Annotated in this window: 27 protein-coding genes; 11 read left to right on the top strand and 16 right to left on the bottom strand. The window is 64.1% G+C overall.

Annotated features, from left to right (window positions below; genetic code table 11):
- Together VG556_RS21835 and VG556_RS21830 are read right to left on the bottom strand one after the other, a co-directional pair.
- Complete coding sequence (locus VG556_RS21835; RefSeq protein WP_100449297.1) at positions 1-969, bottom strand: polysaccharide deacetylase family protein; 969 nt, start codon at positions 967-969, stop codon at positions 1-3.
- A gap of 64 nt (positions 970-1,033) precedes the next feature.
- Positions 1,034-1,678, bottom strand: coding sequence for a hypothetical protein (locus VG556_RS21830; RefSeq protein ID WP_100449296.1), 645 nt, complete (start codon positions 1,676-1,678; stop codon positions 1,034-1,036).
- 138 nt (positions 1,679-1,816) lie between these two features.
- Between VG556_RS21830 and VG556_RS21825 the strand changes: the two genes are divergently transcribed.
- Entirely contained in the window at positions 1,817-2,497 is a 681-nt protein-coding gene (locus VG556_RS21825) for a hypothetical protein (protein ID WP_100449375.1), read from the top strand.
- A 110-nt stretch (positions 2,498-2,607) separates the two neighbouring features.
- On the opposite strand, the gene VG556_RS21820 is transcribed toward VG556_RS21825, so the two are convergent.
- Both VG556_RS21820 and VG556_RS21815 read right to left on the bottom strand, forming a co-directional pair.
- Entirely contained in the window at positions 2,608-2,781 is a 174-nt protein-coding gene (locus VG556_RS21820) for a hypothetical protein (protein ID WP_005415066.1), read from the bottom strand.
- 9 nt (positions 2,782-2,790) lie between these two features.
- On the bottom strand, positions 2,791-3,603 hold the full coding sequence (locus tag VG556_RS21815; RefSeq protein WP_100449295.1) for an alpha/beta fold hydrolase: 813 nt from the start codon (positions 3,601-3,603) through the stop codon (positions 2,791-2,793).
- A gap of 221 nt (positions 3,604-3,824) precedes the next feature.
- On the opposite strand from VG556_RS21815, the gene VG556_RS21810 reads away from it, so the two are divergent.
- Both VG556_RS21810 and VG556_RS21805 read left to right on the top strand, forming a co-directional pair.
- Complete coding sequence (locus tag VG556_RS21810; protein WP_100449294.1) at positions 3,825-4,304, top strand: nuclear transport factor 2 family protein; 480 nt, start codon at positions 3,825-3,827, stop codon at positions 4,302-4,304.
- 75 nt (positions 4,305-4,379) lie between these two features.
- Positions 4,380-4,796, top strand: a complete 417-nt coding sequence (locus tag VG556_RS21805) for an XVIPCD domain-containing protein (RefSeq protein WP_100449374.1) — start codon at positions 4,380-4,382, stop codon at positions 4,794-4,796.
- 41 nt (positions 4,797-4,837) lie between these two features.
- Here VG556_RS21805 and VG556_RS21800 read toward each other — a convergent pair whose 3' ends face one another.
- The 6 genes from VG556_RS21800 to VG556_RS21775 form a co-directional block, all read right to left on the bottom strand.
- Positions 4,838-5,413, bottom strand: coding sequence for a hypothetical protein (locus VG556_RS21800; RefSeq protein ID WP_100449293.1), 576 nt, complete (start codon positions 5,411-5,413; stop codon positions 4,838-4,840).
- A 77-nt stretch (positions 5,414-5,490) separates the two neighbouring features.
- Positions 5,491-6,066: a hypothetical protein gene (locus VG556_RS21795; protein WP_100449292.1), complete on the bottom strand. Its 576-nt coding sequence runs from the start codon at positions 6,064-6,066 to the stop codon at positions 5,491-5,493.
- A 143-nt stretch (positions 6,067-6,209) separates the two neighbouring features.
- Complete coding sequence (locus VG556_RS21790) at positions 6,210-7,355, bottom strand: YncE family protein (RefSeq protein ID WP_100449291.1); 1,146 nt, start codon at positions 7,353-7,355, stop codon at positions 6,210-6,212.
- A 186-nt stretch (positions 7,356-7,541) separates the two neighbouring features.
- The gene (locus VG556_RS21785) at positions 7,542-8,555 is read right to left on the bottom strand and encodes an XVIPCD domain-containing protein (protein ID WP_100449290.1); all 1,014 of its coding nucleotides are present in this window, start codon (positions 8,553-8,555) and stop codon (positions 7,542-7,544) included.
- 2 nt (positions 8,556-8,557) lie between these two features.
- The gene (locus tag VG556_RS21780; RefSeq protein ID WP_238381404.1) at positions 8,558-9,154 is read right to left on the bottom strand and encodes a hypothetical protein; all 597 of its coding nucleotides are present in this window, start codon (positions 9,152-9,154) and stop codon (positions 8,558-8,560) included.
- Between the two features lie 35 nt (positions 9,155-9,189).
- On the bottom strand, positions 9,190-10,116 hold the full coding sequence (locus VG556_RS21775; protein ID WP_100449288.1) for an XVIPCD domain-containing protein: 927 nt from the start codon (positions 10,114-10,116) through the stop codon (positions 9,190-9,192).
- A gap of 214 nt (positions 10,117-10,330) precedes the next feature.
- Between VG556_RS21775 and VG556_RS21770 the strand changes: the two genes are divergently transcribed.
- From VG556_RS21770 to VG556_RS21755, 4 genes are all read left to right on the top strand, one after another.
- Positions 10,331-11,200, top strand: coding sequence for a hypothetical protein (locus tag VG556_RS21770; RefSeq protein ID WP_088435684.1), 870 nt, complete (start codon positions 10,331-10,333; stop codon positions 11,198-11,200).
- Between the two features lie 21 nt (positions 11,201-11,221).
- Complete coding sequence (locus VG556_RS21765) at positions 11,222-12,547, top strand: XVIPCD domain-containing protein (protein ID WP_111144197.1); 1,326 nt, start codon at positions 11,222-11,224, stop codon at positions 12,545-12,547.
- 91 nt (positions 12,548-12,638) lie between these two features.
- Complete coding sequence (locus tag VG556_RS21760; RefSeq protein WP_181452930.1) at positions 12,639-12,854, top strand: hypothetical protein; 216 nt, start codon at positions 12,639-12,641, stop codon at positions 12,852-12,854.
- 487 nt (positions 12,855-13,341) lie between these two features.
- Positions 13,342-13,710 carry a hypothetical protein gene (locus VG556_RS21755; RefSeq protein WP_100449285.1) on the top strand — a complete coding sequence of 123 codons (369 nt, stop codon included), beginning with the start codon at positions 13,342-13,344 and terminating at the stop codon, positions 13,708-13,710.
- 144 nt (positions 13,711-13,854) lie between these two features.
- On the opposite strand, the gene VG556_RS21750 is transcribed toward VG556_RS21755, so the two are convergent.
- The 3 genes from VG556_RS21750 to aceE all read right to left on the bottom strand — a co-directional run bounded on the left by VG556_RS21750 (position 13,855) and on the right by aceE (position 19,048).
- Positions 13,855-14,802, bottom strand: coding sequence for a hypothetical protein (locus tag VG556_RS21750; protein WP_146257714.1), 948 nt, complete (start codon positions 14,800-14,802; stop codon positions 13,855-13,857).
- 3 nt (positions 14,803-14,805) lie between these two features.
- Entirely contained in the window at positions 14,806-16,236 is a 1,431-nt protein-coding gene (locus VG556_RS21745) for an AAA family ATPase (RefSeq protein ID WP_100449284.1), read from the bottom strand.
- Positions 16,237-16,360: 124 nt separating this feature from the next.
- Positions 16,361-19,048, bottom strand: coding sequence for a pyruvate dehydrogenase (acetyl-transferring), homodimeric type (gene aceE / locus VG556_RS21740; protein ID WP_012478970.1), 2,688 nt, complete (start codon positions 19,046-19,048; stop codon positions 16,361-16,363).
- Positions 19,049-19,592: 544 nt separating this feature from the next.
- Between aceE and VG556_RS21735 the strand changes: the two genes are divergently transcribed.
- Complete coding sequence (locus tag VG556_RS21735) at positions 19,593-20,153, top strand: PadR family transcriptional regulator (protein ID WP_100449283.1); 561 nt, start codon at positions 19,593-19,595, stop codon at positions 20,151-20,153.
- 59 nt (positions 20,154-20,212) lie between these two features.
- A complete protein-coding gene (locus VG556_RS21730; protein WP_100449282.1) occupies positions 20,213-21,010 on the top strand; it encodes a siderophore-interacting protein in 798 nt (265 codons plus the stop codon).
- Positions 21,011-21,171: 161 nt separating this feature from the next.
- On the opposite strand, the gene VG556_RS21725 is transcribed toward VG556_RS21730, so the two are convergent.
- Entirely contained in the window at positions 21,172-22,002 is an 831-nt protein-coding gene (locus tag VG556_RS21725; RefSeq protein WP_100449281.1) for a hypothetical protein, read from the bottom strand.
- A gap of 209 nt (positions 22,003-22,211) precedes the next feature.
- On the opposite strand from VG556_RS21725, the gene VG556_RS21720 reads away from it, so the two are divergent.
- Positions 22,212-22,613, top strand: coding sequence for a hypothetical protein (locus tag VG556_RS21720; RefSeq protein WP_100449280.1), 402 nt, complete (start codon positions 22,212-22,214; stop codon positions 22,611-22,613).
- 141 nt (positions 22,614-22,754) lie between these two features.
- Here VG556_RS21720 and VG556_RS21715 read toward each other — a convergent pair whose 3' ends face one another.
- Positions 22,755-23,462, bottom strand: a complete 708-nt coding sequence (locus VG556_RS21715; RefSeq protein ID WP_005415047.1) for a YceI family protein — start codon at positions 23,460-23,462, stop codon at positions 22,755-22,757.
- A gap of 86 nt (positions 23,463-23,548) precedes the next feature.
- Positions 23,549-24,139, bottom strand: a complete 591-nt coding sequence (locus VG556_RS21710) for a malonic semialdehyde reductase (RefSeq protein WP_005415046.1) — start codon at positions 24,137-24,139, stop codon at positions 23,549-23,551.
- A 126-nt stretch (positions 24,140-24,265) separates the two neighbouring features.
- Here VG556_RS21710 and VG556_RS21705 point away from each other — a divergent pair, with 126 nt between their 5' ends.
- Positions 24,266-25,225: a mitochondrial fission ELM1 family protein gene (locus tag VG556_RS21705; protein WP_100449279.1), complete on the top strand. Its 960-nt coding sequence runs from the start codon at positions 24,266-24,268 to the stop codon at positions 25,223-25,225.
- Positions 25,226-25,315 lie beyond the last annotated feature (90 nt).

Here is a 25,315-nt window from a genome sequence, read left to right as displayed (position 1 = left end):
TTACTCCGAATCGACCTTGGCCAGCTTCATCACCCACGCCGGCACCTCGGGCTCGCCGGCGTAGAAGTCCTTCGGCTTGTTCTCCGCCATCGCCCAGCGGTGCAGCCAGCTAGGGCCATAGCGGCCGTTGTAGCCCTCGGCACCCCGCGCGTAGGCCGGGTCACGCATCGCCTCGTCCAGCGAAATGAAGCGATAGCCGCGGCGCTTCGTGGCCGCCACCAGTTCGGCGAAGGTGGCCGCGTTGAGCTCATTGGCGTGCATCAGCCACACCTGCGGCAGCGCGTACCCCAGCAGCGCCTGCGACTGTTTCTCGTAGTAGTCCAGCTTGTTCAGCATGTACGGCACGTAGCCCTTGCGCAGCTGCGCCAGCGTCGCCGCGCGCGCGGGCGAGTCCGCCTGCTCGTTCATCACGTTGGCATAGGCGAACGCCCACACCCACTCACCGTTGTCCACCGTCACCGGTGCCACGCGGTAGCCATGCTGCTTGAAGAACGCATCCATCTGCACCCGCTCATCCGCGGTGCGCCCGGCACGCAGGTAGGGGTGGCGCATCCACTGCGGCGCCTGCCCCTTCTCGGCCAGCAGCGGCCGCAGCACCGTCTCGCCGCGCAGGAAATCCTGCTGGAACGCCGCCAGGCCCTTCGCATTCAGATCCATGTGCGAGTAGGTGTGGTTGCCCAGCACATAGCCGGCATCGCGCCAGTCGCGCAGCATCTGTACCCGCGCCGGCTGCACCTGTCCATCAACCTCAAGCTTGTTCTCGTTGACGAAGCCGACCACCGGCACGCCTGCCTGACGCAGCTGGGCCATCAACGCCTCATGCCGCGCCTGCAGGTCCGGCGGCACGATCTGGTCCAGCCGTGCCCACGGCAGATCATCGATGGTCACCGCGATACGGCGATCCACCTCGGCGGCATGTACCGCCAGCGAACACAGCAACAACGGCAACGCACGCAGCAACAAGCGCATCGGGTCTTCCCTGGAGTGGCGAGGCGTCGACTGTAGCGCGATTGCCGCGCGCCGCCGAGCGTGCTCAGCCCGCCCGGGCCCGCGCGATCGCACGCCACAGGGCAACGCCGCCGGCCATCGCGGCCAACAACAGCACCGTCAACACCAGCGCCAGATCATCCGGATTACGCAGCAGTGGCGCGTTCACCCGCGTCAGGATGTGGAACACCACGCGCTGCGCCTGCTCCAGCGGTACATCGCCCTCCGACACCAGCTCCACCAGGCACGCCGTGGGTGACAGCCGCGCCACATTGCTCCACGCATTCTCGTACAGGTGCAGCACCCATCCGGCCAAAGCCAGTGCGCCACCGTGGAGCACCATAAGCGCCACGTTCGCCGTGCGCAGCCGATCGCGCAGCCACAGCGCACGGCTTGCGCATACCGCCATGGCCCCCAGCAAGGCCAGCACCAGGCCTACCCATGGAATCCAGCCCAGGGGTTGCCAGTCATCCAGTGCGCCCGCACGCGCCATCACCTGTTCGGCAACCTGCAATCGCGCCTGCGCGTCCGGGCCCCCACAGGCCACCGTCACCGGCTCCAGCAACAGCTCCACGCGGTAATGGAAGAAGCCGGCAGCCAGCACCACAGACAGCAGCGCGACCCACTGGAGCATCAACAGGATCGGCCCCTGCCCACAGATGCGGCGGATTCGGGAAGTGGCGGCGCTCATCGGTTCATCCATGACAGCAAAGAGCCATCCTAACCAAGCGCTTCGCACGTGTCGGCTGGCGGATGCGACACGCACCACGCAGCGCCGTTACGATGACGAGGTTGATTGAATCCGTGTGTGCCAAGCAGGATGTTCCCGATGGTGATGCTGTATCTGGTGGTACGAACGCTGCTGCCACTGCTGGCGTTCGTGCTCGCATGGTGGCTGCTCTCGCGCCTGATCAATGCGCGCGTCGCCCGGATGCCACGCGTCCCGTTGAACCTGCCGGAGCACAGCAGCAGCCCCCGCAGGAAGGATCGACGCATCTACGCGCGCAAGCTGCGGCGCAAGCCGGGCCTGCGCACGGCAACCCGCGCCGCCACCGCACCCCGCAGCTGGCACGTCGCCGCGGCCATCCTCTCGCTGATGGCGCTGATCGCCACCGTGCTGGTCATCCCCGATGGCGCACGCTTGCAGGTGATGGTGGACAATCTCACCGGTTATGCGGGAACCGTCGTCGAGGCGCAGGTTCCCGTGGCCGCACAGCCCGTCGTGCTGGAGGCATGGCAACCCGCGCTCGCACAGCTGGGGCGGCCCACGGCGATGCGCTACCCGATCGGTCGCTCCGGCGGTGAGCATGAAGCCCATGCGGTCGTGCCCGTGCAGGTCCGGCAGCAGGGCGACCGCCTGCAGGTGGCCATCGCGCTGCCGTTGGACACCGAAATGCTGCGTGCGGAACTGGCACGGCTGGCCGGGTTGCCAATCGAGGCCATTGACGTACAGCAACGCGAGGTTGCGCCATGGAGGGAGTCGGGCTGGCAGCCACTGCCCGGCCCTTAGCGCCGAGCCCATGCTCCGCTGCCCTTTGCCCCTTCTCCGGCTGGCACGCGCCCCGCGCGCCAGCCGAGCATCGGCTCGGCGCTACACCAGGCCCACAGCCAGCCTTTGAATCACGACCCACGCGGCAGCTTCGCCGCCCACATGTTGTCGACCAGGTTGGGATAGCGCCGCCCGTTCTCCTCGGCACGTTGCCGTGCCGCCGCCTTCTGCGCATCCGATAGCGGTTGCGATGTCTGGCCCTTGGGGTTGGGCTTCTTCCACGGGGGTGTTCTGGTCTGGCGCATGGCCGCAGCTTAGCGCTTCAGGAAGTTCAGCAGGGCCAGATTGAAGCGGTCGGCGTGGCTGGTGTTGCAGCCATGTGGCGCGCCTTCCAGGATCACCACTTCGCTACCTTTGATGGCCTTGTGGGTACGCTGGCCGGAACCCTCGAACGGCACGATGGCATCGCTGTCACCGTGCAGGATCAGCGTCGGCACCGTGATCTTCTTCAGGTCATCCCGGAAATCAGTGGTGGCGAACGCCTTCATGCAGCCCAGCGCCGCTGCCTGGTCGGATTGATGGCACAGTGCGATCGCCGCCTGGCGCGTCTCTTCGGTCACCATCAACTGGCCATTGGCGCTGAAGAAGTCGCGGGTGAAGCCGTCGAAGAACGCCTCGCGGTCCTTCTCCAATCCGCTGCGCATTTCATCGGCCTTGTCCTGGGTCAGCGGCCCCTCCGGGTTGTCGTCACTGCGCAGCAGGAACGGCGGCACCGCCGCAGCGAACACCACACTGTGCAGGCGATCCTGGCCGTGGTTGGCCACGTAGCGCGCCACCTCGCCACCGCCCATCGAGAAACCGACCAGGGTGACATCGCGCAGGTCACGTTCCTCGATCACCCCCGCCAGGTCTGCCGCCAGGGTGTCGTAGTCATAGCCGCCGGTCGGCTTGTCAGAGCGGCCAAAGCCGCGCCGGTCGTAGCTGATGACCCGATACTGGGCATCGCGCAGGATCGCAACCTGGGTCTTCCAGGCATCGGCGGACAACGGCCAGCCGTGGATCAGGATCACCGGGCGGCCGTCGCCACCGGTATCTTCAACATGCAGGCGGATGCGGGAAGCAGGCATGGGCGCTCCTGTGGAAGGGGAGGAGTGCAGGCTAGCGGCCGCGTCCTGTGGCAGCCGTGAGGGAATCACGCCCGCCCGTGACATCGCCTGCACATGCCGCAACGCGAAGCCGCACCGGCATTCGCGGCCTTCGCACCCCGCCTTCCCGGTTTCGTCGCAGCGCCGTACCGCCGTGGTCACCGGCATGCCAGCCTGCGCAGACCATCCCCGGGAGTCTTGCCATGCTGCTGCTCACCCTGCCCTTGCTGGCCGCCGGCCTCGCCACCGCACCGTCGCCCGCCGATGACCTGCGCGAACAGATCCGCCAGGCCGATACCCAGCTGTTTGCTGTGGCCTTCGAGGCCTGCGACGCCGAAAAGGCCGCCGCGATGACCACCGAAGACATGGAGTTCTTCCATGACAAGGACGGCAAGTCGGCCAGCAACCGCGAGGATTTCCGCCGCAGCGTGGCCAACCTGTGCGACAACGCGCGCAAGGACGGCTGGCGCCTGCGGCGCGAGCTGGTGGACTCCTCGCTGCAGGTATTCCCGCTGCACGACGAGCGGGCGCTGGAAATCGGCGACCACCGCTTCCACGAGCGCGGCAAGGACGGCGTGGAGCACTGGGTCGGCCAGGCCCGTTTCATCCAGGTCTGGCGCCGCGTGGACGGGCACTGGCTGGCCGAACGGGTGATCAGCTATGACCACCGGCCGGCGGACTGACCTTTCCGGCGCCCTTCACCGGCCGGACCTATACTGGCGGGGTTGACCCCGACCCACCGCTACCGTTCGATCGCCATGGCAGAGATCACCCCCAACCACCCCGACTACGGCCTCAACCAGCAGGTCCGCCAGGGCGTGGCCGCACTGGACGCCCAGCATGGACGTCCGTTCGACCAGACCAGCGAACGCCTGACCGCCAGCCTGACTGTGCTGGCCCGCGAGCAGGGCCTGCAGCAGGTCGACCACGTGCTGGTCAGCAACGCCACGGCCCAGCACCCGGCCGGGCACAACGTCTTCGTGGTGCAGGGCGACCCGGCCAATCCGGCGCACCTGCGCGCGATGATGCCGACGGCTGTGGCGATACAGACGCCGGTGGAGCAGTCGATGCAGAAATTGGGGTTGGCCCCGCAGCAGCCGGCCGTGGGGTTAGTGCCCGAACAGCAGGCCCGTGAGCAGGAGCAGCAGCAGAACCCGGCACACCGTCTGGGCTGAGCCGCCTCCAGCGTTGTTGGCGGAGCGGCGCAAGTCTCTGATCATTTTCCCGACAGAGGGTCCGCGTGGACCCGCAGCTGTGCCGGGTAATGCTGGAGCAAGAGGGTGGGCTGCACCGTGCGCACATCGAGGCGGTAGCGGGCATCGGTTTCCATCGGCAGGGTGACGATGTTCAACCTGTATCGGCTGGCGTCCATCGATACCTGATGCGCGTAGCGCCAGGCTGCCGATGCATGCCATTCGGGGAGCGGCTGACCCAGATTGCGCGCCCTTGCCTGATAGACATCAGACGTTGCAACGTCCTGCCAGGCACCTGCGACCCAGCGCTGCAGGGACAGCTGGAAGGGAACATGAACAGTGTCCATGTCAAGCCCACTGTCAGGCCCGGGAGCATGTCGCTGCACCTCAAGATCCAGCACATAGGGTCGCCCCGGATAGAAACTGCGGGCATTCGTCTCGAACTCGAACCGCACCGCTTGGCTGGGCTCGGTCACGTTGATCGGCTTGACCAGATCCAGCGGCTCCGGTGCATCCGGTATGCGGCTGCTGCAGGCGCCGAGTGCACCCACCAGCGTGAAGATCAGGCCGGCGCGCAGCCAGCGGTGGATACCCAGCATGATGAAGACCCTTTGGCGTCCTGCCATGAAGTACCTATCGTGGCGAGCGACCAGTGGCGCCGAAACCAGGCGATTGATTACTTTCCGGCGGGACGGGCGGCATGGATCCGCAAACGGGCCGAGTAATCCTGCAGTGCCTCGGTCCTCTGCACCGTGCGCACGTCCACGCGGTAGCGGGAGTCAATTTCCAGTGGCAGAGCAACCAGGCTCAGCGTGTACTGGCCATCACTGCCCACGTGCGGCGACGTATACCGCCATTCGCTGGATGCATGCCATTCCGGAAGCTGCTCACCAGCATTGAGCACCCCGGCTTGATAGCTGTCGTAGGTGGGAACATCCTTCCAGGCATCAGCACCCCATTGCTGCAGGATCACCTCGAACGGGATCCGCATTGTGCCCACGTCAGGCTCGTCGGGCTTTCGCGTCTCTTGGCGCTGCAACTCCAGCTCCAGCGCATACGTGCGACCCGGGTGGAAGTTGCGGGCATTCGTCTCGAACTCGAACCGCACCGCTTGGCCAGACCGGGTCACGTTGATCGGCTTGACCAGATCCAGCGGCTCCGGCGCATCCGGTACGCGGCTGCTGCAGGCGCCGAGTGCACCCACCAGCGTGAAGACCAGGCCGACGCGCAGCCAGCGGCGGATACCCAGCATGATTCAGATCCTTTGGCTCCCTGCCATGGGCTTCAACCCTAGCGGGCAGCCTCTTGCACTGCAACCGGGCAAAGAAAAAGGCAGAGCCTGCGCCCTGCCTTCCTCATGCGACGCGCGACGGCGCGGGGCCTTGCGTCAGCGCCTTACAGCTGGATGCGCGCCACGCTCTCGTCAGCGCCCTTGTCATCCTTCTCGCCGTTCTTGATGCTCACGAACAGCACGTTGTTCTTCGCATCCAGCGCCAGGCTGTTCGGGTGGGTCGGTACCTTGTAGGTGCCCACCTTCTGGTAACTGTCGCTGTTGTATGCGGTCACCGTACCGGCTTCGCGGTTGGTCACGTACAGGCGCTTGCGCGGTGCATCCAGCAGGATACCCAGCGGGCCGGCATCGGTCGGGATGCTGGCCAGTTCCTTGCCGGTACTGCGGTCCAGCACCAGCACGCGCTGGCCCGGATGCTTGCTGACCAGGCCGCTGCTCTTGGCCTGGTAGCCACGCAGGAATTCCGAGCCTTGGTCGGTCACGAACAGGCGCTTGCCGGCCGGGTCCAGCGCGATGTTCATCGGCTGCTCGGCGGCGATCTTGTGCTGCGCCACCACCTTGTTCGAATCGGTGCCCACCACCACCAGGTCGGCCAGCAGGTTGCTGGTGTAGACGCGCTTGTTGGCGGCATCCAGCGCCAGGCCCGGTGCCTTGGCATTGCCCAGGCCGTCGATGGTGTTGATCACCTTCAGCGTGTTCGTATCGATCACGAACAGCACGCTGCTCACGTCCGGCTGGCTGCTGTGGCCGGTCACGTACAGGCGGTTGGCCGCGCTGTCGACCACCAGCTCGCGCAGGTCGTGGGTGTAGCCGGCCTTGCCATCCTTGCCGGTCTTCTTCTCCATCAGCTGGATGGTGCCGACAGCCTTGTTCTGCGCGGTGTCGACCACGGTCACCGACAGGTCCACGGTGTTGCCTACGTACAGGCGGTTGTGAGCGTCATCCAGCACCACACCGAACGCCTTGCGCTCCAGCGGGATACGGGTTTCCACGGCCAGCGTGGCCGGGTTCAGGCGCAGCACCTGGGCCGGGCCGGCGTCATCGCCGAAGCCGCCGGAGGAGGCCACGAACACGGCGTTCTGTTTCGGGCTATAGGCCAGCTCGTACAGGCCCTTGGCCACGGCCTGGCGCTGCACGGCGGTGGTGGCGCTGGCGGCGGGCGCGTTATCGGCGAACGCCGAAGGCACGCCGAGGCTGAGCGATACAGCAAGGGCCAGGGCGGCCGAGCGGAAGAGAGGATTACGGAACATGCGAGCGTCCTTGAATGGGCACGGGAAGGTGTCCTGGCTCGCTGGGCCGTACTGCGACGGCCCGACCTGCATCTGTCTGCGCGGGTGGGCTGGCTGGGGTTGCGGGGGAATGGTAGCAGGTGGGGGGGCGTGGCGTGCGCCGGCGCGGGCATGGCAGACGTTCGACTTTGGAACCGCGTCCGCCGGCTATGCCATCCGTGGGCCGTGGCTCTGTTGCAGTTGCTGCTCTTCCTGCAGGCGCTGCACATCGCGCTGCGGCGGGTTCTGCTGCAACTGCGCGACCCGTTCGAACGAGGCCTCCACTGGTGCCTGCGCTGCCAGCTCCGCAGGCATGCTGGCGCGCTGGTGTGCCGGGTCACCGAGGTCCCCCTGCACGATGAACAGCTTCGGCGCGGTATCACCGCGTGGCTCGCCCAGCACCACTTCGTCTACACGCGAGAACTGCTGCTCCTTCGACAGCGCGAGCAGGCTGGCACTGACATTGCCGTTGCGTGCACCGAAAGCACCGAGGTCGGCCACCTGCTGGTGGATCTGGTTGAGGCGGGCATGATCCCCGTGCGCCGGGTCTGCGGGCGTGCCGCTTGCCGCGAGGGTGCTGTTGCCGCGCCACTGCTCGCCGTTCTCGGTGAACATCCACTCGCGGAACGTCTGCTTCGGCATCGGGTTCCACTGCACCCTGTCCAGCTCGCTGCCCTTCACCTGCTGCGGAATGGCGTTGACGGCGCGGATGTTGTCCAGGACCCTGGTGGCGCCCTCGTAGTTGGTGATCTCCCCGGCCAGCCCGACCGGGCGCAGGCCTGCGTGGTTCAGGGCACCCCAGGCGAAATCGGTGCAGGCGTTGGAGAAGAAGTCGTAGTTCATGTCGAAGCCGTGCTTCTTCGGGTCTGCCGAGAACTCGAGGATGCGGTCGTACTGCGCCTTGCTGATCTCGATCGTGCGCTCGAAGCGGGGCTTGTCGTAGACCGACACGTCCATGTCATCGACTTTGCCCCTGTTCGGCTCGTCCTTGGTGCCTGCGTGGGTGAAACCAATGCTCTCCGGCAAGGCTTCACCCGAACGGCGCAGCGACAGGAACATGTGCCCCGCGAACGAAGGCTCCAGCAGAAACCTGTTTCCCTCGGCATCACGGCCGTAGCGCGGCGTGCCGGGGGCCGCCAGATGGATGGTTACGCTGTAGCGTTCGGCATCGTCCTTGTGCATGTCTACTTTCCTAGTGATTGGTAGCCAACGATCAATTCTGCTTTCAGGCCATCCAGCTGGGGTCGATCCTCCACAAGGTCGACCAGCAGAACGTAGCGCCCGGGTGCAATGCCTCCGACCTGCGCCAGCTGCAGCGTGCGATAGAGCACGTCTTCAGAGTACAACCCGGCCTCGGCCAAGCTGCTGATGTCCACACTCCCCGTCGTCAGGTCTGTGACCACGCCATCATCGGCGATCTTCTGCGAGTCGCGTCCATCGCGGGTACGCTGCCAGAGCTGTACATGACGAGCCGAGCTGCCATCAATCCGCTCCAGGCGCAGCCGCGCTGGCAAACGTCCGAGAGTGATCTTCTCCGAAGCATCCAGCAGCCGTCGCGCGTCGGTATCCTGCAGCCGCAACCCGATGTTCAGAATCGGAATGGCCGGCTTCTGGGGTGCCGGCAAATCAAACGTGACCTCGGCAATCCGACCGGCCTTCTGCAACTGCACGGCCCGCGTGAACGGCACAACCGTGCGGGACTCGGCCTGTGCGCGCGTCAGCAGGGGCGGCGCAACCTCAGGCGCTGGTGACGCACGGCATGCCGCCAGCGCGCCCAGCACCGCCAGTACCACGGCCCCCCGCCGCGGTGGCCGCGTCATTGCTCCTTCAACCGCAGCGAATCGGCCACATCGGTCTTGGCCGCCACTTCAGTGGCGATGCTGGCGCGGCGGTGCCCGGGGTCGTTGCGGTCGCCCTGCACGATGAAGATGCTCTCTGCCGCATGGCTGCTCTTGGTCGGCTGGCTGAGCAGCACGTGGTCCACGCGCGAGAGATTGTTCTGCTTGGCCAGCACCAGCAGGCTGGCGCTGATGCGCTGGCTGGCCGCATCGAACGGGCGGCCATGCGCGGCATCCAGTTCGGCCACTTTCTGGATCAGCTGCGAGAACAGGCGATGGTCTGGATGCGAAGGGTCCAGCAGCGTGCCGGCCACTTCAATCGGCGTCGGCGGCGGCTCATCGCTGGCGCGGTCACCCTGGCGATGGTGCTCGGCCTCGCGCTCGGGCATCGCATGATGGGTTTCGGCATTCAGATCGCTGCCCGGGAACGGCGCGGCAATGCACTGGATTTCCGGCAGGTTGAACAACACCGCGAACTCGCCCAGGTTGCTGCCGCCATCCAGCGGCGCCGGCAGCGGATGCAGGCCGGCGTAGTGCAGCGCCGCCCAGACGAAATCGCTGCAGCGGTTGATGGTGGCCGGGCGATCAACGTCGAATTCGAACTCGGCCGGTTCCTCGGCGAAGTCACGCAGGCAGCCGTAGTGCTCTTCGGTGATTTCCAGGGTACGGCTGTAGTACGGGTCCAGATGCTCATCGGCATCGTCGTGGCGCACCTGCGCGTACTGCACGCCGGTGGGGGTTTCGCCCGGCGCCTGGCGCGGCGGTGCGAAGCCGTAACTGTGGGCCTCGTCGCCCGCGGCCACTTGGAAGTACATATGGCCGCGCGGCGAGACGCCTCCACTTTTCAGCGGGGTGCCGGGGGCGGCCAGATAAAGGGTTGCGGTGTAGCGTGTTGCCTGCTCCATGCCTGCTCAGCCTTGTTGGGTACTGCGGTCCTGAGCGGATGATGGCATAGGTGGGATGGCGGGCAGGTGGAGGAAGAGAGGACGCCGATCGCGACTTGCTGAATATGTGAGCCAGCATGCAGTAATGACCCCGCGGTGGCCGCGGTCCCGGCTGCGACTGGAGCTTGCCATCCCACCGTTCTATAGTCGTTTCGATCATGCAAGGGAATCGCCCATGAGCAGAGCACCGGCTTGCCGGCTTGCCTCCTTCGCCCTGGTGGCCGTGCTCAGCACCACCGCCTGCGCGAAGGCCCCATCCACGGAAAAGGACCCGAACGGAACCCCCATGTCCGAAACCGCAACCAGCCCACGTACGGTGGGCGGACAGACCTACACAATGCAGCCGGTGGAAGCTCGGCTTGGCCCGCACCGCTTCATGTTCCCGGCCAACCTCTACTACAACCAGACGGGCCCCTTGGCCGATGGGGGCGTCATGCTCACTGTGTTCTGGCCTGATTTCGATGCAGCGCCTCCTGGTGATCGCCCGGTGCGCAGCACGCAGGACAGCCGGCGGCAGGTACTGGTCGAGCTTAGGTACATCGATCGCGTTCCCATCCAGAACTATCTGGCACGTCGGTCCAGCAGTGAGGCCACCAGCGCGCCGGGGTCGCTGGAGCGAAGAGACCCGGTAGAGAATCTTGCGCTACGCGTTGCACAACCCGAGCGATGGGGCCTGACGCCCTATTCGATCGACCCATCGTTGATGGAAGCCTATGCGAAGGAGTCAGAGGCTGCGCTGGGCAGGCCTTACGTGCACAACCCGGGGATGGAGCCAGACTGGTATGTGGCCCGCTCGGCGGAGGGGCAACTGACAACGTTCATCAGCTGCGACCCGGCAGATCGCATTCCTGACGGACTTGTAGCTCAGGGAAAGACACTTGAACGCGTCGGAGAAGGCCAGATCGCAATGTGCCGCCATTCCATCGTGGATGTGGGCGACAGCATCGCCATCGAGATGAACTATGCACGCGTAATGCTGAGCGACTGGCAGCGTCTGGAAACCAGCGTGCGTGATCTTCTGAGCCGCTATCGCGTTCAGCCGTAAACCGCATCTCAAGGATGAATCATGAGCGGACTTACCGATAAGGATATTCGTGTCCTGTCCTCCTACGCGAAGGAGGGAAATCGCGAGCTGTATTGGAACTATCTCGCGCAGCTTCCCGACAATGATGGCTATGGACTGCTGGCGTTGGGTGTTGTGCGCAACGACAGCCTCCCCGGCCGGGTGGCCAACAGCTTTGCAACCGCCGTTGCCGAGCAACAGGCCACGCTGTTCGGCAACGAGAAGAACGTAGCGTTCACCGAACGCAGGCAGGAAACCTTCGGCCAGGATCTGATCAGAAACGACCTGGCGGAGCGCAGAAGTTGGGTGGAGGCCGGCAGGCCCGATCTTGCTCTCAACCTGCCCTATACGAGCACGCTCAAGTCCCACGATGTTTCCTTCGAAGCTAACAACCTCAATGTGAACTGCTGGACGCCGCGCTTGCTGCTGGTGTCCACGGAGCACAAACGCGGCGAGCAGGCAGCCGAAAAGGTATGGCAGAACATGCTCGACAACAGCGCTGCCGGCGCATTCCGTGCCGGCAGGACGGCAGTCAGCGTGCACCTGGATATGCCGCAGCCCGCTGGGCATTTCTACTTCGTTGAGCTGAGCAAGTTCGAGGGCGCAGCGCTCCTGCAGCGCGACGCCGTCGATCCGAACGTGATTGGTACCAAGTTCGACTACCACAGCTACGACCCCAAGGACGGCAGCTGGAACCACACAGTGGGCGTTCCCCCGCTGGATAGAACAACCAAAGAGACCGATCCCGCCGAGATTTCCGCGTTGAACGAGACCCGCGAAGTTCGCTTGGAACGCGAGACCAAGGCGAAGCAGTTTCATCCTGAAGATCCCTACAGAGAGATCGCCAAGAGCCCACGCGTGGTATCTACGCAGGAACCCGAGCCTCTCCATACGGAAGGACGCCGCATCGCAGCGATAGCGCCAGGCAGCCCGGACTACGCGCTCCATCAGCAGATCCGCCAGGGCGTCGCTGCACTGGACGAGAAGCACGGCCGCCCCTTCGACGCGACCAGTGAGAACCTCGCCGCCAGCCTGACAGTGAGGGCACGCGAGCAGGGTCTGGAACAGGTGGACCATGTGGTGCTGAGCAACGCCACGGCCAATCAGCCGGCGGGGCACACCATCTTTGTTGTACAAGGCGAGCTATCTGACCCTGCCCACCTGCGTGCAGGAATGCCCACTGCCGTGGCTGCACAAACGCCGGTGGCTGAGTCGCTGCAGCAACTGACTGTGGTGGGCGATCAGCGCGAGCTCGCCCGCCAAGATGAGCAGCAGGCGCTGGATGCACGTGCGCAGGAACAGCAAAGCCACGCCATGCGCATGGGCTGATCGCGCAGGCTGAGGCAGCCTCCCTCGGGGCCAGAGGTCGCAGCCCCTGAGACCTCCCCAGATCATCCTCCCCTGCTTCGGGAGGATGACCATGACCAAGATCGACCCTGCATGGCTGGAAGCTTTCGACAAGGAGCTTCTCTACTTGTTCGCCATCGATCATGGCGACGCAGGCATGGATGAGTACCTGCTGGGCTGTTACGCAGACCTGCCGGCACGCGAAGCGGCGCTGGCGTTCGGCAGCGACTACGACCTGGAGCGCGACGATGCGCTGTGGCCACGGCCGGGCGTGGCGTCGGAAAGTTAAGCTGTGTCGCAATCAGCACGCTTCGGATCTCAGACCTGCGGGCGGACTGTCGCTTTTGAGACCCCGACCCTCTGCAAACCGTGCTTTTCAATGCGCATTCGGGCGGTAACTTAACATCGGCCGAAACCGCGGCACCGCAAGGGTTCTGCCACGCCTGCGCCATGCAACAATGCCGTAAGCGTCAGCATTTACGGCCTCTGAGGTCTACGGTTTCTTGGCATCTCGCAACCATGCGAGTACACCTTGGCATGCCACCGGGAAAGGGTGGCGCGGGGTTCGAAAGCCCGCTCAGTAACCTTGTGTTTTGCGCTTGTCAGCCGGCGTCACCTTTGGGGTGGCGCCGGCTGGCAATCCGTTCGCGTTCCATGGCGGGCGGTGCGTGGGGGTCTTCGGACCCACCGGCTTGGTTACTGTCCGGCTTTCGAACCACGCACCGTCCGCCGCCTCTATCGGTGGCGTTGCTATCTGTCCTGTACGGAGCATTGCCATGAACACATCGGACTTCCGTTCCCTGCACGCGCAATACGATCCGGACAACGCCGAACCCGAGCGCGAACCGTCCGTCGATCCCAACGCCTTCGTCGCCACGCTGCGCCGTATCGGATCTGGTGCGGCTGCGGATGGCCAGCCTTGGCCGGAACGGCATCAACTGCCTGGGCGATGTCTTCAGTTGGCGGATGCGGATTGCGCGTTGGCGGGGCTGCGTGTGGTGGCGGAGCTGATGCTGGCTGCGGAGCGGACTAGGCAGAATGGTGCGCCCGAGGAGTACCTGGGGGATCGGGTGATGGAGGGGTTGAAGATGGCGTGTGTGGCGTTGACTGCGCAGGTGGCTGAGCGATTGCAGGTTCACCGATAAAGATGAGCGTTCACGCACACATGTAGCCAAATGATTGTTGAGGAAAATCAATGGGAAGAGGCAATTGAGCCTGCAATGATGCAGGAACAGCGTTGCAGACTCAAAGTGTGAAACTTGGCAAACACGGAGCGTGTGTGGCAAAACCTAAGCCGCAAGCCATTCCACTATCTCAGGCAGGGGGAAAATATCCTCAGGCACTGTTTTAGCCAACAAAGTTGCCATATAACGTTGCCGCTCATCCCGCCCAAAACTCACAATGCTGTTACAGACCACACTATCAACCCCCGAAAGGCGAGCGTATGCACCTATACACGCCCAGATACACTCCTCTCCCGCGTGACCATGAGGAAGCCATTGAATTGAGATATTTGTGCTGAGGGAATCCTCATGATTCTCAACAAGCCCATTTATACGATCGACGATCATTTTCGCTCGAGGTTCGGCACATCCTCGACTTTCAAGTGAAGAAATCAAGGAAGTGGCGATCACAACACGATCTGAATTGGGCTCAAAGTGCTCGTGCCTCAATAACCCCCCTACCCTTGATAAAACCCCCTCCTCCTGCAGTGCAAGCGAAAGACACGAGGAGACTACAAGGATTTTTTTAAATTCATCATTAATTAATGAGAAGAATCCATTCTTCAGTGACCCACTAAACGCCATCTTCAAATAGGCGACGACATGATCCCGTCGAAAATTGTAGTTCTCAATAGAATGACCTTGCGTGGAGAATTCTCTGGCTCCCTGGACAGGCGCGACCCAAGCATTAGAAAGTCGGAACTCACCCGGGGGCAATCCATCCCATTCCCGATCTTTCAGCACCGCGAGCACATCATTGATCCTCGGCAAATTATTCGCGAGCTGCTGCGCCACTCTTACCACTTCCTTCACTTTTTCTTTATTACCCATTCCAGCACAGCATTCACCCTCAAGAATGCCGGCCTGATCAACCGTAAATACTGCGTCACAATCCCTTTCAGCATGCAGCCTGAGAATAACATTCCGGTCGGATATCCCTTCTACAAGGAGCGTCTTGCCACTCCTCCGCAGGGCTGCATTAATAAATCCATTTATGCTGTATTTCGATCCCATTTCTTATGCCTCATCCACGTCATCAGGCTGAACATCGTCAAAAAGTGAAGGCTGCTTTCGCGCAGAAGCATTAGGCTCAAAATCTTGAACATCGAACAAATGCTCAGCCCCAACTTCAGGCGAGTGAGTGCACACGACAATTTGTCGATCCGGTGCTTGGCGGGTCAACTCGTTGAGAATTATGCGCTGCCAATCGATATGGAGCGAAAGCTCCGGCTCGTCAATCAGGAACATTCCAGACGTGAACTTGGTACGGCTCGCGCAGTACAGCATCGTTATAATTTGCCTCTCACCCGAGGAGAGCGCATTCATTCCATATGAATGACCTGCCCCGGTCGAAATTGAAACAAGTCTTTTCGTCGGCCGCTTTTCCTCAATGTTCCTGCCAATCTTCAGCTGTTTTCCATCCAAGAATTTGTTAACTGAATTCTCGAACTCTCGCGTTTTGCGAAGCGCATTTCTTCGAGTCCCCTCTCGCTCCAACAATGCCTTCCTATAAATATCAAGAAGATATCTATTGACCCCAGAGGGTTGAGGTGACGAGCCAAGCTGACGTGCGGACCGCAGAAGGTCCTGATTTATTTCTTTGGAATTCTCGACACCCGAAGCCAATTCCTGAGCCTCAAGAAGATCGGATATCTCCTGAAGAATACCTTCATTGGAATCCTTGGATTCAGTGCTTTCTAGCCCAGCACTAACTCTAAATACCTTTACGAATGTTTCCTCGAACATTCGCTGCTCTTTGGCAGTTATTTCGTACTGCGCGCGGCGCCACTCTTCAGTTAAGGAAGTCTCGACATCTGAAATACTTGGGTAGCGAATAACAGGAACAAATTCGCCAAACCACTGGCGGCAAACAAGTGTTTTTTCTACCGAGGAGAGTGCTTCCTCGTGCACCTGCCGGGGGGACAGATTTTCTCTGGAACCCTCCCTCAAGGCTATGAATTCCAATTTCTGAAGCGATTCCAATTCTTCAGATCGTGCTTCACTGTACCTGCCAACACCATATCCATCTCGCCTTGTTCGCTCCAGAACCGAGCGGAAAGCCGGAAGATATGTCGCGCGGCCGCCGAGAACAGTTCTGAGAGAAGTCAGCTCTAGCGGCGATAGCGCGTCTATAGAAGATCCGGTCAAAGCCCCGTTAACAGATACTCTGATCGCCGAACTATCCTCATCCCTTTCAATTTCGACCTTGTCATCTGCAGACGTCCAAACGCAGATTCGCTGAAACTTGATGTATCTAAATCTGTTGAAATCGAGCTCAAGAAGATTAGCCAGAAGGTGCAGCATTGTCGTCTTGCCACGACCATTCTTGCCATAGATGACATTCAGACCTGGGCCCAGCGTCATATCGACATCCATTTGCCCATGAAGCCCCTCAACGACAATGCGCCGAATAAACAACGGACTAGCAGTGGACTTGCGCTCTTCCATAATTCCATTTCCTCTTATTATTCAGCGCCTGACAGCACACTCGAAGCAGAAGTACGTATCGCACTATCAACTAAAAGAATGGCGACCTAGGGTCGCCATTCACTAATGTCCTCAAGAATTCGAATCAAACCCCAACAGGATTAGCCTTCTCCGGATCAATCTTGTACTGCTTGATCGCCCGGGCCACATCCTTCGCGGTCATCTTCCCTTCCTTCGCCAGCGCCGCAATCGCGGCATGCGCGATGTAGTACCGGTCAACCTCGAAGAACCGACGCAGGTTCGCACGCGTATCCGAACGGCCAAACCCATCCGTACCCAACACCGTGTACGACATCGGCACGAACGCGCGGATCTGGTCCGCATACGCACGCACGTAGTCGGTGGCGGCAATCGCCGGGCCCTGGCGGCCTTCCAGCAGCTCGGTCACGTAGGCCTTGCGCTGCTCACCTTCCGGATGCAGGCGGTTGGCACGTTCCACGTCGAAACCATCGCGACGCAGTTCGTTGAAGCTCGGGCAGCTCCAGATATCGGCGGTCACGCCGAAGTCCTTGTCCAGCAGCTCGGCAGCAGCAATGGCTTCGCGCAGGATGGTGCCCGAACCCAGCAGCTGCACGCGCAGCTCGCCCTTCTTCGGCTTGCCGGCGTCGGTCAGCAGGTACATGCCCTTGACGATGCCTTCGGCCGCACCTTCCGGCATTTCCGGGTGGGTGTAGTTCTCGTTCATCAGGGTGACGTAGTAGTACTCGTCCACCTGGTCTTCCATCATGCGCTTGGTGCCGTGCTGCAGGATCACCGTCACTTCGAAGCCAAAGGTCGGGTCGTAGCTGCGCACGTTCGGAATGCCACCGGCCACCAGATGGCTGAAGCCATCTTCGTGCTGCAGGCCTTCACCGTTCAGCGTGGTGCGGCCGGCGGTGCCACCCAGCAGGAAGCCGCGGGTACGCATGTCCGCTGCCTGCCAGGCGATGTCGCCCACGCGCTGGAAGCCGAACATGCTGTAGTAGATGTAGAACGGCAGCATCGGCACGTTGCTGACCGAGTAGCTGGTACCAGCGGCCATCCACGAGCTGATCGCACCCGGCTCGCTGATGCCCTGCTGCAGCACCTGGCCGCTCTGGTCTTCGCGGTAGAACATCAGCTGGTCGGCGTCGACCGGCTTGTACTTCTGGCCGAACGGCGCGTAGATGCCGATCTGACGGAACAGGCCTTCCATGCCGAAGGTACGGGCTTCGTCGGCCACGATCGGCACGATGTGCGGGCCCAGTTCCTTGTCACGCAGGGTGATGTTCAGGCTCTGCACGAAGGCCATGGTGGTGGAGTAGCTGCGCTCGCCGCTGCTCTTCAGCAGGCGCTCGTAGGCTTCCAGCTTCGGCGCCACGAAGGTCTTGTCGGCCTTGCGGCGGCGCTGCGGCAGGTAACCACCCAGCGCGGCACGGCGTTCCTGCAGGTACTGCACTTCCGGCGAATCCGGGCCCGGGTGGTAGAACGGCACCTGGCCGTCGGCCAGCTGCGCGTCGGTCACCGGAATGTTGAAGCGGTCGCGGAAGTGGCGCACCGCTTCGTCGTCCAGCTTCTTGGTCTGGTGGGTCGGGTTCAGTGCCTCACCGGCGCTGCCCATGCCGTAACCCTTCACGGTCTTGGCCAGGATGACGGTCGGCATGCCCTTGGTGTTCACGGCCTGGTGGTAGGCGGCGTACACCTTGTGCGGGTCGTGGCCACCACGGTTCAGGCGCCAGATGTCGTCGTCGGAAAGGCCGGCGACCATCGCAGCGGTTTCCGGGTACTTGCCGAAGAAATGCTCGCGGGTGTACGCGCCGCCGAAGGCCTTGCAGTTCTGGTATTCGCCGTCGACGGTTTCCATCATCAGCTTCTTCAGGACGCCGTTGGTGTCCTTGGCCAGCAGGGCATCCCAGTAACCGCCCCACAGCAGCTTGATCACGTTCCAGCCGCCGCCACGGAACACGCCTTCCAGTTCCTGGATGATCTTGCCGTTGCCGCGCACCGGGCCGTCCAGGCGCTGCAGGTTGCAGTTCACCACGAAGATCAGGTTGTCCAGGCCTTCACGGCCGGCCAGGGCGATGGCACCCAGGGTTTCCGGCTCGTCGCTCTCGCCGTCGCCGATGAAGCACCACACCTTGCGGTCGGACTTCTCGATCAGGCCACGGTTTTCCAGGTAGCGCATGAACTGCGCCTGGTAGATGGCGGCCAGCGGGCCCAGGCCCATCGACACGGTCGGGGTCTGCCAGTAGTCCGGCATCAGCCACGGGTGCGGGTACGAGGACAGGCCACCGCCGTCCACTTCCATGCGGAACTTGTCCAGCTGCTCTTCGCTGATGCGGCCTTCCAGGAAGGAACGCGCGTAGATGCCCGGGGCGCTGTGGCCCTGGATGAACAGCAGGTCGCCCGGGTGGTTCTCGCTCGGGGCGCGCCAGAAGTGGTTGAAGCCCACGTCGTACAGGGTGGCGCCGGAGGCGAACGAGGCGATGTGGCCGCCCAGGTCACCCGGCTTGCGGTTGGCGCGCACCACGGTGGCCATCGCGTTCCAGCGGATGATCGAACGGATGCGCCATTCCAGCTCGGCGTTGCCCGGGCTCTTGGCCTCGAACTGCGGTTCGATGGTGTTGACGTATTCGGTGGTGGGAGAGAACGGCAGGTAGGCGCCCGAACGACGGGTCAGTTCCACCATGCCTTCCAGCAGCTGATGCGCGCGCTCGGAGCCCTCGACATCAATAACGGCCTTCAACGACTCGATCCACTCCTGGGTTTCCACAGGATTCGGGTCGTTGTTCAGCACCTCGTTCAACCAGTTCATTAGCGCTCCCATAACCGCACGCACGCGCGCGACTGTTGTATAGATTTCTAGACCGCAAAGTGTAGCGCACCAAGGGCTTTCGTCACTTGGCTACGCAGGCGTATGGATGCAACCGGCCAGTGTCCGCAAGGGGCTTGCCGCGCCCGCTGACGGCCCTGCGGCGGGCCTTGGCGGCTGCGCGGGCTGTCGCTTGCGGGCCGCTGCGCCCATGTGCAGGACGCAGTGTTACCGCTGCCGATGACGGTTGTAGGGCAACTCCGGCACCGCTGTAGGGGCGGTTCGGGCAACGGTACTGAACCGGCGACAACATGTCGCATCTGCCTCTGGATCGGTGCCGGCGGCGGGTCCAGCGTGGGCCGCGAGTGAGGGGCCTGGCGGCCCTGCTCCCTTCCACGGTTCGCCGGGGCGCCCTGCAAGGGGCGCCCCTTTTGCTGTGCACGCGGCCGCCCGTGGCCCAAAACGGACCTGCTTGTGGCCGGATCGGTGATTGCCGGATTCGATATATCGATATATCGTTTGCACACTCGTTTACCGATATATCGAAATGAGCCGCCCCCCTTCCCCCAGAGCCCGTTCCACCGATCCGGCGGTGCCCCGCCGCAACGGCCAGCCACGCGTGCTGAGCCGCGGTGACCTGCGCCTGCTGGTGCTGGCCCTGATCGGCGAGCAGCCGCGCCATGGCTACGAGCTGATGCAGCTGATCAGCAACCAGTTCATGCAGGCCTACACGCCCAGCGCCGGCACCATGTACCCGCTGCTGGCCAGCTTCGAACAGGCTGGCTGGATCGAGGCCGAGGAAGTGGATGGCAAGCGGATCTTCCGCATCACCGCCGCAGGCGAGTTCGAGCTGAAGGTGCAGCGCACCCAGGTGCGCCTGGCGCAGCGGCGTGCCTTCGACCGTGCCCGCGAGATCACCAAGGCTTCGCTGCCGCCGACGCTGGCCACTGCCCTGCGCGAATTCAAGCGGGCGCTGGTGCATCACCACGGCCGCTGGGCCGAGGGCGAGGCGGACGAAGTGGCGGCGCTACTGACGCGGGCCTCGGCCCTGCTCAACGGTACCGCCGGTAACGAGCAACCACCGATTTCAACGACCCAGCCAGACTGACGCCAGCCAGGTCTCCCCTACGCCGCGCGCCCCGCGCGACACCTTTACAGGTAACCCCCATGACCGAACACAACAACACGCGCCTGCGCCTGGATGTGCGCTTCCGTGAACTGACCGTGCTGCGCACCGAAGAAGTCACCCCGCACATGCGCCGCGTGGTGCTGGGTGGCGACGATCTGACCGGCTTCGATTCTCCCGGCGCCGACGACCACATCAAGCTGTTCTTCCCCAACGCCAGCGGCGAGATGGTGCTGCCGGTGCTGACCGCCGAAGGCCGCAGCTATCCGGCCGGCAAGGAGCCCTCGCCGTCGCGCGACTACACCCCGCGCTGGTGGGACCACGAATCCGGCGAGCTGGCCATCGACTTCGTGCTGCACGACCAGGGTATTGCCGGGCCGTGGGCCGAGCGCGCGCAGCCGGGCGACACGCTGGTGATCGGCGGCCCACGTGGCTCGTTCGTGGTGGCCGACAGCTACGACGCCTACGTGCTGATCGGCGATGAAACCGCGCTGCCGGCCATCGCCCGCTGGCTGGACGTGCTGCCCGACGGTGCCGAGGTGCAGGCCTTCATTGAAGTGCGCGACGAGGCCGAACGCCAGGACCTGCCGCAGTACGAGAACGTGCGCATCCACTGGCTGGAGCGCAACGGCTTCCCGGCGGCCAGCAGCACGCTGCTGGAAGACATGCTGACCGACTTCGAGGCCCCGGACGGCGATGTCTTCTACTGGATCGCCACCGAATCGCGCCGCGCGCGGATGATGCGCAAGTTCATCGAAGGCCACCTGGGCGTGCCGCGCGACTGGATCCGCTCGACCGGCTACTGGAAGGCCCACCCGGACGAAGCCGACGGCGATTGACCGGCTCGGGGTCAGATCCCTTTTCCTGTGGAAAAGGGATCTGACCCCATGCACCAGAACCTGCCTGGTGGGTGCGGACCGTTGGTCCGCACGCCTTTGACTGTGTAGAGCCGAGCCCACGCTCGGCTGCTCTCCGCTCGGCCACCGATGGACCCATCGCGCTACGCGCGATGAGCCGAGCATGGGCTCGGCCCTACAGGAGGGACCGCGGCCGGCACTACCATCTGCCGCGTCCACCCGAACCGCTGCGCGGCCCAGATCTCCAGCGCCACCAGCAGTGCGACGACCAGCAGCGGCAACAGCAGCCCGAAGTACACGCCGGGCATCATGCCGTTGATCTGCGCCTTCACCAGCCGCAGCACGCCACGGGTGTGCAGCAGCTCATCCACATGCATGGTCAGCGCCTCGCGCACCACCTTGGGTTCCAGGCCGAGGGTGCCGGCCTTGTCCACCAGCGTGTCTTCCACCATGCCGCGCAGCAGGCCTTCGCGCACCTTGCCGATCACCCAGCCGGTACCGCGCGCCAACGGGCCGTTGCCAAGACGGTCCAGGCCGGGCAACGGATGTTCGCTGAGGTAGGCAGAGGCAATGGTGTCGGCCACATCGCCCACCGTGCCCTGGCTGCGCAACGCCTCGCGCATGCGCGGGTCGTCCAGCGAGTCGGTGAAGCCTTCGCTCCAGCCTTCCACCAGGGTCTGCAGGTGCGGCTGGAAATGATCGAGCTGCTTGAACAGCGCGCGGTGCGCACCGGCGGTGAAGCCCAGCTGCAGCCCGAAGAAGGCCGTGGCCAGCGGCAGCAGCACCACGTAGCCGGCCAGCAGCCAGTGATGCCAGCGCTTGCGCCGCTGCAACCAACCCCGGCTGTGCAGCCAGCGCCAGCCGAGGATGCCCAGCACCAGGCCAAGCAGCGTACCGAGCACACTGCCGCCCAGCAGATCGAGCACGCTCAGGCCCGACCAGAATTCGTTCAACCAGTACTGCGCGTCCTGCATGGGTCTTCCATCCGTGGCTGATACAGCGGGCCATTGTAGAGCCGAGCCCACGCTCGGCTGCTCTCCGCTCCGCCATCGGAAAACCCTCGCGCTGCGCGCGATGAGCCGAGCGTGGGCTCGGCTCTACACGGATTCCGACACCCGGTTCAACGCATCAGCCGCCAAGCAATGCGACAATCGCGCTCCTTTCCTGCAGCAACGAGGCCCACATGGCCAAACTGACCCTGGCCAGCGTGGATGCGCTGCGTACCCGCTTTGCCGATGACGCCGCCTGCGATGCGGCGCTGGCCGCCTTCGCCGACGCCGCTGACCTGCGCGCGCCGCTGCGCGAGCTGGTGGCGGCACAGCACCGCTACCTGCAGGCCGAATTCGAAGTGGCCCAGGTGGCCGACGTGCTGCGCCGCGACCAGAAGTACGCGCCGGTGGGCCGGCCTTCGATCAACATCGTGCAGCTGCGCAAGCAACAGGCCGCGACCAAGCAGGCGGCGCTGATCGCGCGCCAGGTGGTGGCGCAGGCCGCGCAGACGTTCGTGCGGGTGAGCGGGCTGGCGGTGAAGGCCAAGCAGAGCCCGAGCGAAGCATGTGGGGCGTGGCTGGGCGCGTTGCGCTGAGGGCGCGTACCCGGTAGTGGCCAACCTTGGTTGGCCTGCGGAGTGCCAGTGTGTCAACCAGCGCGTGTTCCCCGGCACCCCAAAAGAAGGCCCGCTTTTCAGCGGGCCTTCTGCCTTCTCACGACGAGTGAGCGGGGTGCATCAAGCGGCCGGCTTTTCGCCGGTGGCTTCGGTGGTGATGCGGATCTTCACTTCATCGCTGACGTTCGGAGCGTAGGCGCCGACGCCGAAATCGCTGCGCTTCAGGGTGGTGGTGGCATCGAAGCCGGCGGCCGGAACCTTGGCCATCGGGTGCTCGCCGCCGCCGTTGACGGTGACGTCCAGGGTGACCGGCTTGGTGATGCCCTTGATGGTCAGGTCGCCGGTAACGGTCAGCTTGTTGGTGCCGGCCGCTTCCACCTTGGTGCTCTTGAAGGTGGCATCGGCGAACTTGGCGGCGTCGAAGAAGTCGGCGCTCTTCAGGTGCTCGTCGAACTTGGCGGTGAAGCTGTTCAGGCCGCTCAGCGGAAGCTTCACTTCCACGGTGGACTTGGTCACGTCTTCGGCGTTGTACACCAGGGTGCCTTCGACGTTGCCGAAGTGCGCGCTCGGGTTGGAGAAGCCAAAGTGGCTCCACTGCGCCAGCACGTCGGTGTGGCTCGGATCCAGCTTGTAGGTGCCCGAGGCGATCTTGATCGCTTCGGCGGCCGGCGCGGCAGCAGCGGCATCAGCCGCCGGGGTGGCGGCCTGCTCGGTGGTGGCCGGGGCGGCGGCATCGGCGGCCGGGGCAGCGGTGTCGGCCGGCTTGGAGCAGGCGGCGATGGCCAGGGTCAGGGCCAGCGGCAGCAGCAGTTTACGGGTGGCGCTCATCTGAGGAACTCTCCGGATCGTAGGGTGGGTACACGGTGCAGCAAGAGCCCGCCGCACGACGGCGGGCCCGAAACCGATACAGCGACTTACGCGATGCGCGCCGCTTCGTCGAACGACAGGCGCGGCAGGCGCGGGAACAGGCCCGCCGGATCACCGTAACCCAGGTTGACCAGGAAATTCGACTTGATGGAGGTGCCGGCGAAGAAGGCTTCGTCGACCTTGGCCGGGTCGAAGCCGGACATCGGGCCGGCATCCAGGCCCAGCGCGCGCGCGGCCAGGATCAGGTAGGCGCCCTGCAGGCTGCCGTTGCGGATGGCGGCTTCGTGGCGGCCTTCCTGCGGGCCGTCGAACCAGGCCTTGGCATCGGTGTGCGGGAACAGGTACGGCAGCTTCTCGTGGAAGTCCAGGTCGAAACCGATGATGACGGTGACCGGCGCGGCCATGGTCTTGGCCAGGTTGCCTTCGGACAGCGCCGGGGCCAGCTTGTCCTTGGCTTCCTTCGAGGTGACGAAGACGAAGCGGGCCGGCGTGGTGTTGGCCGCGGTGGGGCCCCACTTCACCAGGTCGTACAGTTCCTTCAGCAGGCTCTCGGGGACCGGCTTGTCGAGGAAGGCGTTCTGGGTGCGGGCCGTGCGGAACAGCTGATCGAGGGCGGCGGCGTCGAGCGCGTGGGACATCGGTGGATCTCCAGGGCGGCGAAAGGGAGTCAGTGCCCGCGGGCGGCGCGGGGCGAATCGACGAGCCGCAGTGTAGAGTGTCGCGACTGTTGCAACACCCAGCAGGACTGAAACGAATTAATGCCAATGGTGAAACGATCGAGCGCGCCCTGGACGGTCACTGACGGCCGCGCGGGCAATGTCCGCCAGGCGGTTGCGCTGGCCTCGGCACTGCGCCAGGGCACCCACCGACCGCTGCTGCTGCAACCGCGCGCGCCCTGGCGCTGGCTGTCGCCGCGCCGCCTGCCCGGCGATGTGAACGGCTACGGCGAGGCCTTCGCGACGCTGGCTGCCGACGCCCCGGCGCTGGCGATCGGCTGTGGCCGCCAGGCCGCTGGCGCCCTGCGCGTGCTGCGCGCACGCGGCACCCAGGTGGTGCAGATCCTCGACCCGCGCATTGGCGCGCGCCACTGGGACGTGGTGGTGGTGCCCGAACACGACGCCCTGCGCGGCAGCAACGTGCTCACCCTGCTCGGCAGCCTCAACCCGGTGGACGATGACTGGCTGGCCTGGGGCCGCGCTGCGTTCGCCGGCTTCAGCACCCTGCCCGGCCCGCGCACAGCACTGCTGGTCGGTGGGCCGACGCCGCTGGCGCCTTGGGACGAGACGGCGATGGTCGGCGTGTTCCAGGCGCTGGCCGAGCAGATCCGCAGCGAAGGCGGCAGCCTGCTGGCCACCACCTCGCGACGCACCCCACCGGCGTTGGCGGAGATCCTGCGCGCGAAATTCGCCGACCTGCCGCACGTGATCTGGGGCGATGGTGGCGACGGTACCAATCCCTATGGCGGCCTGCTCGGCTGGGCCAACCGCGTGGTGGTCTCGCCCGATTCGGTGAACCTGCTCTCGGAGGCCTGCGCCACGCGCATGCCGGTGATGGTGGCGCTGGCCGACACAGCGCAGGGCCGCTTGGCGCGCTTCCAGCAGCAGCTGCGCGAACGTGGGCGGTTGCAGGCGCACTGGCTGGACTGGCAGTACGACCGCATCGAACCACTGCGCGAGACCGCGCGGGTGGCGGCGGAAGTGAAACAGCGCCTGGCATCACGGTAATGCCGGCCGCTGGCCGGCAACGCTGTACCTGGCATCACGGTAGTGGCGGCCGCTGGCCGGCAACGCTGCATGCATTGCCAAACCCTGCCG

This window comes from Stenotrophomonas sp. CASM106 (genome assembly GCF_049384825.1).
Classification (GTDB): Bacteria; Pseudomonadota; Gammaproteobacteria; order Xanthomonadales; family Xanthomonadaceae; genus Stenotrophomonas; species Stenotrophomonas muris.
This window is presented reverse-complemented; position numbering and strand designations above follow the sequence as displayed.